The 12409-nt window shown below is 61.4% G+C and carries 11 protein-coding genes and 1 pseudogene; 3 read left to right on the plus strand and 9 right to left on the minus strand.

The features are described 5' to 3' along the window. Positions 1–618: 618 nt before the first annotated feature. Positions 619–1080, plus strand: coding sequence for a YccF family protein (locus tag Q0Q36_RS10045; protein ID WP_293797821.1), 462 nt, complete (start codon positions 619–621; stop codon positions 1078–1080). Positions 1081–1387: 307 nt separating this feature from the next. Here Q0Q36_RS10045 and Q0Q36_RS10050 read toward each other — a convergent pair whose 3' ends face one another. Continuing rightward, positions 1388–1885 (minus strand): hypothetical protein, encoded by a 498-nt coding sequence (locus Q0Q36_RS10050; protein WP_293797822.1) that lies wholly within the window; start codon positions 1883–1885, stop codon positions 1388–1390. A gap of 333 nt (positions 1886–2218) precedes the next feature. On the opposite strand from Q0Q36_RS10050, the gene Q0Q36_RS10055 reads away from it, so the two are divergent. Together Q0Q36_RS10055 and Q0Q36_RS10060 are read left to right on the plus strand one after the other, a co-directional pair. Beyond that, entirely contained in the window at positions 2219–4201 is a 1983-nt protein-coding gene (locus Q0Q36_RS10055) for a caspase family protein (RefSeq protein ID WP_293797823.1), read from the plus strand. A 40-nt stretch (positions 4202–4241) separates the two neighbouring features. Continuing rightward, on the plus strand, positions 4242–5021 hold the full coding sequence (locus tag Q0Q36_RS10060) for a hypothetical protein (protein WP_293797824.1): 780 nt from the start codon (positions 4242–4244) through the stop codon (positions 5019–5021). A gap of 200 nt (positions 5022–5221) precedes the next feature. Here the strand turns inward: Q0Q36_RS10060 and Q0Q36_RS10065 are convergent. The 8 genes and pseudogenes from Q0Q36_RS10065 to Q0Q36_RS10100 form a co-directional block, all read right to left on the minus strand. Further along, positions 5222–5727, minus strand: a pseudogene (locus tag Q0Q36_RS10065) (transposase); the annotation flags it as partial. A gap of 98 nt (positions 5728–5825) precedes the next feature. Continuing rightward, positions 5826–7178 (minus strand): chloride channel protein, encoded by a 1353-nt coding sequence (locus tag Q0Q36_RS10070; RefSeq protein ID WP_293797825.1) that lies wholly within the window; start codon positions 7176–7178, stop codon positions 5826–5828. Between the two features lie 109 nt (positions 7179–7287). Continuing rightward, on the minus strand, positions 7288–7932 hold the full coding sequence (locus Q0Q36_RS10075) for a class II aldolase/adducin family protein (RefSeq protein ID WP_293797827.1): 645 nt from the start codon (positions 7930–7932) through the stop codon (positions 7288–7290). Beyond that, the gene (gene mtnA / locus Q0Q36_RS10080; RefSeq protein ID WP_293797829.1) at positions 7929–9038 is read right to left on the minus strand and encodes an S-methyl-5-thioribose-1-phosphate isomerase; all 1110 of its coding nucleotides are present in this window, start codon (positions 9036–9038) and stop codon (positions 7929–7931) included. Before mtnA ends, Q0Q36_RS10075 begins: the two co-directional genes overlap by 4 nt. Before the next feature lie 7 nt (positions 9039–9045). Beyond that, complete coding sequence (locus tag Q0Q36_RS10085; RefSeq protein ID WP_257731306.1) at positions 9046–9573, minus strand: adenine phosphoribosyltransferase; 528 nt, start codon at positions 9571–9573, stop codon at positions 9046–9048. 71 nt (positions 9574–9644) lie between these two features. Next, entirely contained in the window at positions 9645–10523 is an 879-nt protein-coding gene (locus Q0Q36_RS10090; RefSeq protein WP_293797831.1) for an S-methyl-5'-thioadenosine phosphorylase, read from the minus strand. A 353-nt stretch (positions 10524–10876) separates the two neighbouring features. Next, positions 10877–11755 (minus strand): cytochrome c1, encoded by an 879-nt coding sequence (locus Q0Q36_RS10095; protein ID WP_293797832.1) that lies wholly within the window; start codon positions 11753–11755, stop codon positions 10877–10879. Between the two features lie 7 nt (positions 11756–11762). Then, positions 11763–12409: cytochrome bc complex cytochrome b subunit (locus Q0Q36_RS10100; protein ID WP_367187169.1), on the minus strand; the 647-nt coding region annotated here is incomplete at its 5' end.

Consider the following 12409-nt stretch of genomic DNA (forward strand, 5'->3'; position numbering starts at 1 on the left):
AATTTCCGGCGGGCTCGATCACCAGTTATAATTGGTAATACGGGTTACGGCGGCATCGACGGCTAGGAGACACAGCGTTGAGGGTCTTCAGTACTCGTTTGGCACTCGCGATGTGCGTGGGCGTCACTCAGCTTCAATCCTATGCAATCGCGGCCGAGCCAAATGTAAACGTCATATGAACGGCCAAGCAAGCCGCATATCACGTCTACATTCGAGAGCATCAGAAATGGGAACTCGGAGTTGATACTGCTGACAAGGCATTCCTCATCCAAAACTCAGGCAAAAGCACCAACTCCGCATGGAACGGCAAACGCCTGATAGAGGTCGACGACGAAACACTCTCTGTTGAAGATTACGGATGTGGCCGGGATTTTTCCGGGTCGTAGTTGGTATGCAAGACAAACAGGGAATTCGAATCGACCGTGTTCCGATTCAACGTGATCATGTTGAAATTTGACGCCACTCAATACAGTTCCGATTGACTCTCAGATCGCGCCGGGGTCGCGTTAGTTTACAAATTTGGCGGTTGCAAAAAGCGGGAATCCGCAAAAAAGGATTGAGCGATATTCCAGAATTGAGAGCCGACCCTTGGGGGGAATTATGAGGTTTGCGGGTAACGTGATCTGGTTCGTGCTCGGTGGTGCGATTACGGGCCTAATTTGGCTCATTGGAGCGGTTGTCTTTGCTATTTCGATTGTAGGCCTGCCGCTCTCACGCGCCGCGCTGGAAATGGCAAAGATGTCTGCCTTTCCGTTTGGAAAGGATGTCGTTCACATCCGAGAGTTGGACGGAAAGGGCCTCACTCTCACGACGGGCGCCACCGGCACCCTCGGCTTCATTGCCAACGTTGTGTGGGCCTGCACGTTTGGGCTTATCCTCTTCATCTCTTACATCATCGCCGGCATCATCAACTGCCTAACCATCATCGGCATTCCCTTCGGAATCCAATCGTTCAAGCTCGCGGGCTTGTCCTTTTGGCCGGTCGGCAGACGCGTCGTTTCCCGAGAGCTGGCAGCGGTGGCGCGACAGCATGCAGCCGAAGAGCAGTTCAAGAAGCTGCGCGGACCGCGGATAGCGTAGGGAGAAAAGCCGCTATCATGAGGCTAAAACATGTTGCGCTAGCGGGCCTGTTCGCAATCGCTTTGGGCGCTCTCTTTCCGACAGCCACATTGAGCCAATCACCCGGCACGGAATTGGAAAGGCTTAATTGGTATTACGGGCCAAACGGCGAAGCTGCGTACCAGAAGCGTTGGCATGTTTGTCGCCCAGACAGTTAAAGATTAATAAGCTCTGCCGGAACCGCCAATGATTACAGCCTTCTATGGTGCGTGGGACTCTACGACCGATCAGTCTGGGAGCAAGGTTGAACAGAACCAGGCGGTCGCCGCTATTTTGACAGAACATTCCCTAAAACCACGCGACAATTTTCGCGAATGACCCGCGCATTGCCCGATCTCCCGTTTCGCTCAACCGATGCCTTACAGGAATATCCATCGGCAGACGGATAGACCAAAATCGATTGCCGAAGGCGAATCCCCCTACGATTGGTCCATTCTCTCATCACGCCGTTCCCGATCCAGCGAAAGGCGGCACCCTGGCCATCATTGGATCCATCCTCTTCGCTGACGCTATCCCGATTTCGATGATCGCCGCGTCGGCCGTTATCCATCGAAAGTCGATGAAATATACGCCCCTTAGTTGAGAAATAGAGCTCATCATGCCATTTATTATTGAAGCTTCCAGAGCGCTTGCTTAATACTTCTTCCTCGTAATCTGAAACAATAGAGCGCCCTTCCAGCGCGGAAAATCCAGGCGTCTGAGCGCTTGTCTGCCCGACTACGCAGATAGCGAGCGATAATCCAAGCAGAATACGTCTCATCATCATTTTGGTCTCCGCAATGATATATATTCGCCGATATACATTGCTGAAAATTGGCAACTCCGATGCGAGGTCGTCAAGAGAGGAATTCTCACGTCAAACGGACCGCGCGCACCGAAAGAGCGTTCACGGCTAACCTGGATGCCATAGATTTTCTTCCATGTCCTAAAGGCATGCAATAGGGTGTATTTGAATGGCTTATCCGCGACCAGCGGTCCGTCGGGGAGACGCTCTGTGCTCGCATACTTGAGATATTCAGCATTGCTGTTTTGCAGCTTAGGCGTCTTCTTTTACGGGCGACTAGCAGTTGCTGAGGAGCCGGGAGGACGCCGCGTTGCCTTGGTCATCGGCAATTCGGCCTACCGCACTGTACCGCAACTGCCTAACCCCCAAAACGATGCCGAAGATGTTTCTGCGGCGCTGCGAGAGGATGGCTTCGAGGTTATCGAAGGCAAAAACCTCGACCGCCGCGGGATGGGAGAAGCGCTCGGTCGATTTGCCCGGGCCGCCAACGAAGCTGATGTCGCCTTATTCTATTACGCCGGTCACGGACTGCAATTTCGGGGAGAAAATTATCTGCTCTCAGTGGATAGCGCTCCAAGCGATGAGTTCGGAATCCCCTATGAGCTCACGCGCGTCGCGGACGTCACCGAGGCTTTGAACCACACGACGGGCGTCCGCATCCTGATCCTGGACGCCTGCCGAAACAATCCAATCGCGGATCGCATTGCCCGAACCGGAAAGTCCCGAGACATTTCCATGAGCCGTGGATTGGCTCGAATGCCGCAGAGCGAAGGCATGGTCATTGCCTACGCCACGCAAGCTAACGAAACGGCTGCGGATGGCCAGGGCCGAAACAGCCCCTTTACCGCGTCATTTGTGGAGCAGCTCAAAGAGCCGGGCCTTGAAATCGGTCAGCTATTCCGAAAGGTCGCGGTCGGCGTCAATCAACGGACCGGAGGTCGGCAAACCCCCGAGCTGTCGATTTCCCTGCTCGGCGATTTCTACTTCAACCGCTCCGAAACCGATATCCAGGCATGGGCCCGGCTCCGTGACAGCGCCGATCTGCCAGCCTTGCAATCATTTCTCACACGCTTCCCCAAGAGCTATCTGACTGACGCAGCCAGAGCCAGGATCGACGTCATCGAGCGTTCGCGCCGCGAAGAAGAGCTCCGCGGCCAGCTCGCACGATACGAGGAAGAGCGCAAACGGGCGGCCGCATCAGCTGATGCCGCACGCCAAGAGGAGAGCGATAGGCTCGCCCGCGAGAAGAAGGAACGGGACCGTTTAGCGGCCGAGCAAGCGACAGCCCGCAAGGCGGCCGAGGAGGAGGCAAGCCGTCAGCGAATCGAACAGGAGCGACGATTTAGCGGACGTATCGCTCAGCTCGAAGCCGATAATCGAAAAGCCAAGGCCGAACTCGACGCCCGCTCGGATGAGCAGGCGCGACGATCCAAAGACGACGCTGATCGCAAACAACAGCTTCAGGAGAGGGATAGACTGGCATCGATTGAGGCGGAGCGGCTGAGAGCTGCTGCGGCAGAAGCCCTCAGACAGAAATCTGCGGCGGATCGCCTAATCTCCGAACGGCTGGCCAAACTCGAAGAGGAGAACCGCCGCGCGAGTGCCGAACTGGCTGCTCGCTTCAAGTCAGAGGAAGAAATGCGAGAGGCGGCGGAGCGTGAGCGCGCCGAGCTGACGGCAGCCCTCGAAGCGGAGCGTCGAAAGGCTACAGAAGAGCTACGTCGCATGGAGCGCGCGCGGAGCGAGGCATCGACCCGTGAACAGAAGTCGGAGCCGCAGCCGTCCGCCCCATCGAACCAGGTCGCGAACCTACCGGCTGCTGCCGACATCTTGACCATGCCATCTGATACCGTTGGGTTGGCGAGAAGCATAACCAGCGAGCTCGACCGTGTCGGCTGCTACGTCGGTTCGGTCGACCTCTCATGGGACAGCGAACCGACACGTCGGGCGCTCAAGGAATTCGGACGGGCTGCACGCGTCGACGTTCCGGCAAAACCAACAGGCTCCTTCTTGGAGCTGCTGAAAGCGCGTGGTTCCCGGGTGTGCCCAATGAAGTGCGGAGCGCGGGAGGTCGCCAAAGACGGGCGGTGCGTGGCCAAGGCTTGTCCGCGGGGACAAAAACTCGATGCTCAGGCACGCTGTGTCACGGACCCGGCCGTGAGGCGAGCATCGGTCAATGATGCCGAGCGCATAAGGGGATCAGATATCCGATCAAGAACCCGCAAGCCAGCATCCAATACGGGCGCAACTGGCCGGGGTCGCTGTTTCAACTTCAATGGCCAGTCCTTCTGTGAGTGATTCAAAACTATTCGGAATGTAGAATTGAAAGGTTAAGTCCATGAACTTACAACATAATCATCATGGGCTATCTAAAAAACATAAATCCAAAACAGAAATTCAACTTTCTGTCGAACGACATTCTTTGCAGTCCGGCCTTAGTTGCGCAATGGCTCAAGGTCGCCTTGACATCCTTAAAGAACTCAGGAGATCACTTCAGCAATCATTAAACGACGCGAGATCGGCGCAGAAAGATGAACGATTTTGGGGCCGAATGCTGGTCTCTGCAAAATTTGTGAAAGCTACATCTAACGTTATCCTTAGTTCTGTAGAAATCTGGCGCCCAGAGGTCAAGGTCATATCGGCGACTAGTAATTATATACAGAGTCGATTTGAGAACCACACGGGCTACGATAAAGCAAAATCTATAGTAAAATTTGGATCGAAACTGCTGCCAAAAGAAGCAGAAATCGCGACGAACGAAGTGCTTAAGCGATCAGACCTCATTAAGGACGCACTCTCCGGAAGCATCAATGAAAGAAAGATAGCGAAATACTCTATAGATCAACATCTATATATAGCCGAAAAAATAGCCACAGAAACAGGAAATATTCCAGCATCCAAGATAATTAAAACAATTAAAGAAATAAATGATTATGCTTTCAAGATTTACGAAATTTTTGAAGAGAACAATGATAATTATCTTCATAATAATGGAGAATCAAGCGCAATAATGACGATAATTCATACACTTTCAGCCATCGAAAACAAAATTAAAAAATTGGAAATACTCGTAGTTGAGTGCGATATACCAGAATTCAAATCCCTGTCTGTACCTTGATTGCCTGTTGATTTTGGACGAGACGGTTGCAATCAATCGAGCAGGGCTAAGCCGGGCCAGCGCAGGCCCGAGCTTGGATATGGATCGGACAACTCGGCTGAGTTCAGGCCCACGCTTCGGATCTCGAAAGACTACTATCTTCGCCTACATTCTTAGGCGAAGACAAAGGGAATGACGCGACATTGCATGAAGCGGCAGGCCTCGCGCCGCAGCAGCACGTCGACACGGCGATAGCCATAGCGAACGCTTAGTCTCGCAGATCGCCTTGATCCGGGCTGCCAAGGGGGCCTGGTCGGGCCGGCACGATTTGTAGCGATAGCTCGCCGTGTCGAACTCCGGGACCGCACAGGCCCGCCGGATCGACACCTGCACTCGCCACAGATCGCGCCGACAAGCTCGCGCTTGCGACCAGGCCTCAGAGGTTCGCTGCTCCGCGCGGCCCTTCGGGTCGGCGGATGACGTCTTGCAGCATCTCACGGTCCAGCGCGAGATCGGCGACCAGCTTGCGCAGTTTCGCGTTCTCGTCCTCGAGCTGCTTCAGCCGGCGCATCTCGGCCGGCAGCAGCCCCTCGTGCTTCTTCTTCCAGCTGAAATAGGTCGCCTGGCTGATCCCGGCCCGCCGGCAGATCTCCGCCACCGGAAACCCGTCCGCGCCCTGCTTCAGAATGAACGCCTTCTGCGCGTCCGAGACCTTCGAATCCTTCATCGTCTTCCGCTGCTCCCAGCCCATGGGAAACGACGCGGAAAACTCTAACCCAAAGCGATCCAGCTTTAAGGACTCAAATCAGCTCAGATCACTAAGGATCACGCCCCAGTCCGCTCGGCGGCCTCGCGCGCGCGGCGCCGGCGCAGCATGTCCGCGATGAACAGGCGCGACAGGGCATGATAGAGCGGCTCTCGCGACACCAGCCGCGCCGTTCCATAGCCCAACATCGACACAGCCATCAGCGCCAGCACGTTCTCGTGGTTTCCCGTCATCTCCACGATGATGACAAAGGCCGTCATCGGCGCCTGCACGACGCCGGAGAAATAGGCGGCCATGCCGAGAACCGCGGCAAGTCCGATCGGTGATCCCAGCAGGCTGCCGATGGTGCTGCCCAGTCCGGCACCGACCGACAGCGAAGGCGCGAACAATCCGCCCGGTATACCGGAGAGCGAGGAAGCGAGCGTCGCAACCAGCTTGCCCAGGAAGAAGGTTGCCGGAAGCGGCGTGCCTTCGATGGCGCTACGCGCTTCCGCATAGCCGGTTCCGAAGGTCATGCCTCCGGTCAGAATGCCGACCAGCGCGACCAGGAGCCCCGCGCCCGCGGCGATGGCGAGCACCCGGACGAGCGGCGTCGCGGCACGCAGGCGGCGGATGCGGCGCGTCAGGGAGACCATCGCGCTGCTGAACCCGGCGCCTAGCGCACCGCCGGCCACGCCGCAGATCACGACCAGCAGCCAGTCCCGCTTCACCTCCGCAGCGATCGCAACCACCCCGAAATAGGTGTAGTTGCCGACGAGCGCGATCGCGGCAATGCCCGCGATGATCACCGCCGACAGGACGATGCCGTTGGTCCGCGCCTGATAGGTCTTGCTCATTTCCTCGATGGCGAAAACGATGCCTGCGAGCGGCGTGTTGAAGGCGGCCGCGATGCCGGCTGCCGAACCCGCGAGGATCAGTCCGCGCGCCTGCGCCATGCCGCCCCAGCGTGCCGCCTGCAGCATGATCGAAGCGCCGACCTGTACGGTCGGCCCTTCACGGCCGATCGAGGCACCGCAGAGCAACCCAAGTACCGTCAGGACAATCTTGCCGGCTGCGATCCGTAGCGACAGAAAGCCAGCGCGCTCCGTGTCGTCGCGCAGGTGACGCGCCGCGATTGCCTGGGGAATGCCGCTTCCCTGAGAAGCCGGAACGAAACGGAAGGCGATCCAGGCACAGAGAGCAAATCCGGCCGGGGTGGCCAGCAGGGGAGCGTATCGAAGCCACCCCTCATGCCGGAAGGCTGCGCCGAACAGCGCCTGCGCCTCGTCGGCGAGCCATGCGAAGGCGGCACTGACGATGCCGATCGCCAGCGCGCCCGCCCAGAAGACCAAACGCTGCTTCCAGAAGCGTGGTGTGATCGCCAAGGCGCGGGAGCGCCTGAGCAGGGGGATTCTGGCGGCACGCTGGTTCATCGCACTGGCCTTCGCGACAGGCTCCAACCGTAGGGCTCCGCTCTACCAGCAGCAGGCACGCTTGCCACCCCTAGGCAGCGCAGATCGCCGATGTCGGTAAGCGGCCGGTTCAACCGACCTTGCCGTAGCCGGCAAATTTGGCGCCGACGCGCTCCATTTCGGCTGCGTCGAGGATAACCGGCTCGATCCCCGCCGCGAGGATGTCGAGATATTGTCCGGCGAGGTTCTCGACCTCGGCGACGATCGTATGCGCGCCTGCGAGCGTCTGGCCGAGCGCGATCACGCCATGGTTGGCGAGCAGTACCGCCTTGCGCCCCTCCAGCGCCTTCACGGCATTCTCGGCAAGTTCCGGCGTGCCGAAGGTAGCGTACTCGGCGCAGCGCACATCGGCGCCGCCGCAGAGCGCGATCATGTAATGGAAGGCCGGGATGCCGCGCCGCGTGCAGGACAGCGCGGTGGCGCGCGGCGAATGCGTGTGCACGATCGCCTGCGCGTCCGGCCTCGCCTGATAGATCGCGACATGGAAGGGCCATTCCGAGGACGGCTTGCGGCCGCCGTTCCGGAGGGTGCCGTCGAGCCCGAGATGGATCAGGTCTTCCGGCTTCGTCTGCACATAGGGCAGGCCTGACGGGGTGATCAGCAGGCCATCGCCGAAACGCGCCGAGACATTGCCTGATTTCGACGGGCAGAACCCGGCCCGATCGATCGCCTGCGCGACCGCGACGATCTCCTGTCGGAGTTCCATTTCGGTCATGCCGCGCCCTTGTTCGCAAGATCGGGGAAGAGGTGCGCCAGCCCGTCAGTGCTGGCTGCACAGACGCCGCGCTCGGTGACGAGACCCGAGACGAGCCGTGCCGGCGTCACGTCGAAAGCGGGGTTCGCCGCGCCGCTACCCGGCGCGACGACGCGGACGGACCGGACCTCGCCGTCATCGGCGAGGCCGGAGAGATGCGTAACCTCGCGCGCCGCGCGCTCCTCGATCGGGATACCGGCGAGGCCGTCGCGTATGCTCCAGTCGATCGTCGGCGAGGGCAGCGCGACATAGAAGGGCACGCCATTGTCATGGGCGGCGAGCGCCTTGAGATAGGTTCCGATCTTGTTGGCGACGTCGCCGGTCGCCGTCGTCCTGTCGGTGCCGACGATCACCATGTCGACCTGCCCGTGCTGCATCAGGTGGCCGCCGGCATTGTCGGCGATCACGGTATGCGGCACGCCATGGGAGCCGAGCTCATAGGCCGTCAGCGCCGCGCCCTGATTGCGTGGCCGGGTCTCATCGACCCAGACATGAACAGATATGCCGGCATCATGCGCCAGATAGATCGGCGCCAGCGCCGTGCCCCAGTCCACCGTCGCGAGCCAGCCGGCATTGCAATGGGTGAGGATGTTGACCGGTGCACCGGCAGACTTGCGCGCAGCGATCTCCGCGATGACAGGCAGACCATGCTCGCCGATCGCCCGGCACAAGGCGACGTCCTCCTCGCAGATCGCGGCTGCTTCCGCATAGGCCGCATCAGTGCGCGCCTCCGGCGGCAGGCTCACGAGAGCGCCGCGCATCCGCGCCAGCGCCCAGTGCAGATTGACGGCGGTCGGCCGCGTCGCGCCGAGCAGAGTGAGCGCGGCCTGCAATGCCGCGTCCGACGCATCCACCCGCATCGCCAGCGCCACGCCATAGGCCGCGGTCGCGCCGATCAGCGGGGCACCGCGCACGACCATGCTGCGGATCGCGTCCGCCGCCTGCTCGATCGAGCCCAGCGCCACGGTCTCGAAGCGGAAAGGAAGGCGCGTCTGGTCGATCACGACGACGCGCCAGCCATCCTGCGCGAGCCAGATCGTCCGGTAAGGCTGGCCGTTGATCTTCATCCGCCGTTCAATCGCCCGCAAAGGAAACCAGCGTGCGCACGGGCACGCCGAGCCGCCGAATCTTGTCGGCGCCACCGAGCTCCGGGAGATCGACGATGAAGCAGGCCGCCACGACCTCGGCGCCTAGCCCGGCAAGCAGGTTGACCGCCGCCTCCGCGGTGCCGCCGGTCGCGACGAGGTCGTCGACCAGCAGGACACGCTCGCCCGGCTGCACCGCGTCGCGATGGATCTCGATCTCGTCCGTGCCGTATTCCAGCGCATAGGTCGCGCGCAGCGTCTCCAGCGGCAGCTTGCCCTTCTTGCGCACGGGGATGAACCCGGCCGAGAGCTGGTGCGCGACAGCGCCGCCCAGAATGAAGCCGCGCGCCTCGATGCCCGCGATCTTGGCAATCTTCAGCCCGGCGAAGGGCTGCACCAGCTCGTCCACGGCGCGGCGAAAGGCCCGGGCATCGCCGAGCAGCGTCGTGATGTCGCGAAAGACGATACCGGGCCGGGGATAATCCGGGATCGCGCGGATGCTGTCGGCAAGGTTCATGGAAACCGCCTCGGGAGCTGGAGCCGACGCCTTGGTCGGACGCCGAGCCGGCTTCGTCAAGGGCACCGTCATCACGCGAGCTTGAGCACGCGCCCGGCGACGGCATCGAGCTTCGCCAGCAGGGCCGGATCGCGATAAGCCGGCGCGGTCACGATGGCATTGTCGAGCGCGTTGTGAGAGCCAGCCGGACATGGCTCGCGCTCCGCGGGAAAATCGGCGGCGAGCCGCGCCACGAGGCGTCGCGCCTTGTCCGCATTCTCGTGCAGCACGGCGATGACCGAGGCCACGTCGACCGCGCCGTGCAGTTCGTGCCAGCAGTCGTAGTCGGTGACCATCGCGACGGTCGCATAAGTGATCTCGGCTTCGCGGGCGAGCTTGGCCTCCGGCATCGCGGTCATGCCGATCAGATCGTAGCCGAGCCCACGATAGGTCATGGATTCCGCATAGGTCGAGAATTGCGGGCCTTCCATCGTCACCAGCGTGCCGCCGCGGACGAAGGGCAGGTCCTCCGCCTCGGCAGCCGCAGCGATCCGCGCCTGCAAGGCGGGCCCAACCGGCTGGGCGACGGAGACATGGGCGACGCAGCCCCGGCCGAAGAAGGAGTTCTCGCGCCGGCTCGTCCGGTCGACGAACTGGTCGACCAGCACGAACAGGCCGGGGTAGAGCTCGGCCTTGTAGGAGCCGCAGGCCGAGAGCGAGACGAGATCGGTCACGCCCGCCCGCTTCAGCACGTCGACATTGGCGCGGTAGTTGATCTCGGAAGGCGGGATCGAATGGCCGCGCCCATGACGAGGCAGGAAGACGATCTTGGTCTCGCCCATCCGGCCGATGCGCAGCACGTCCGAAGGCTCGCCCCAGGGACTTTCGATGCGCTCTTCGCGCAGGTCGCTGAGGCCCGGCAGATCGTAGATGCCCGATCCGCCGATGATTCCGAGAACAGCTTCGCTCATGGTCGATTCCCTGTTTCGGCGCGAAAAGGACCACCTTTCGATGACGGTCGCAATACGGTGCCAGTTGCCGCCCGACATGCGGACAGCGCGGGGAACCCTCTCCCGGAGGGAGAGGGCGGGGTGAGGTCGGCCGTTGGACGCTTTGGCTGCGACCTGATCGCCTGCCGCGGTCATAGCACCGCAAACTGATCCAACAGCCTACACCTCACCCCTGCCCCCCTCCTTACAGGAGAGAGGTTCCCCGCGCCGTCCGCATCTTTTTCGGAAGCCGCGTCACGCTCATCACCGCTACGGCCCGACAACAAAAAAGGCCCCGTCACCGGGGCCTTTTCCATAACGATATCCGGCCTGCCTCAGTGGGCCGGCGAGCCATCCGGCATGCGCGACCACACCTTCTTCTTGGTGTAGTAGAGCAGCCCGGCGAAGATCACGAGGAAGATCATCACCTGCATGCCAAGGCGCTTACGCGCTTCCAGGTGCGGCTCAGCCATCCACATCATGAAGGCGGCGACGTCGCGGGCATACTGGTCGACGGTCTCCGGCACCGGCGCTTTACCGTCCGGCCCCTTCGGGTACTCGATCTGGCCGTCGGAAAGCGGCTTCGGCATCGCGATCAGGTGGCCGGGCATGTACTGGTTGTAGTTCTGCCCCGGCAGGAGCGTGACGCCGGCTGGCGGCTCTTCGTAGCCGGTCATCAGGGCGTGGATATAGTCCGGCCCCTGCTCCTGATATTGCGTGAAGATATCGAAGATGAAGGTCGGGAAACCGCGGGTATAGGTGCGCGCCTTGGCCAGGACCGAGAAGTCCGGCGGATAGGCGCCACCCTGGGCCGCACGGGCCGCCTGCTCGTTCGGGAACGGCGACGGGAAGCGATCCGCCGGCCGACCCGGCCGGTCGAACATCTCGCCCTGGTCGTTCGGGCCGTCCTTGATCTGATAGGTCGCGGCGAGCGCGGCGACCTGGCCGGGCGTGAACTCGGGACCGCCGGGCTGCGCCAGGTTGCGGAAGGCGACGAGGCTCGCGCCATGGCAGCTCGCGCAAACTTCCTTGTAGACCTTGAAGCCGCGCTGCAGCTGGGCCCGGTCGAACTTGCCGAACGGCCCGGAGAACGACCAGCTCAGCTGCGGCGGCTTGGGACCGCCCTCGGCAGCCTGAACGGCCGGCTGGAAGAGCGTCAGCGAGAGGCCGGCGGCGAGCCCGGTCAGGGCGAGACGAAACGATGTTCTGCTCATGGTTCCGTCAGCCCTTGACGTTCGGTTCGGCAGCGGTGGCGGTCGCGACGCGGGCGGCCGATCCGCCATTGGCGGAAGCGAGCACGGCGTCGGCGATCGAGGTCGGCAGTGCCTTCGGGCGCTCGAACAGCCCGACGACGAACAGCGCGACGAAGAAGCCGAAATACAGCACGGTGAAGATCTGCGAGGCGACGACGTAGCCGCCTTCCGCCGGCATGGCGCCGAGATAACCCAGGCCGATGCAGACCACGACGAAAGCCCAGAACAGCTGGCGCGCGATCGGCCGATAGCTCATCGACTTGACCTTGGAGGTGTCGATCCAGGGCAGGAAGGCGAGCACGACGATGGCCGAGCCCATGGCGATGACGCCGCCGAGCTTGTCGGGGATGGCGCGCAGGATCGCGTAGAACGGCAGGAAGTACCATTCCGGGACGATATGGGCCGGCGTCGCGGCGGGGTTGGCCGGGATATAGTTGTCGGCATGGCCCATGAAGTTCGGCTGATAGAACACGAACCAGGAGAACAGGATCATGAACACGACCATGCCGAGGATGTCCTTGACGGTCGCATAGGGCGTGAACGGCACGGTGTCCTTCTGCACGTTCTTCACCTCGACGCCGGTCGGGTTGTTCTGGCCGACGACATGCAGCGCCC

This window comes from uncultured Allobosea sp. (assembly GCF_945957345.1).
Lineage (GTDB): Bacteria > Pseudomonadota > Alphaproteobacteria > Rhizobiales > Beijerinckiaceae > Allobosea.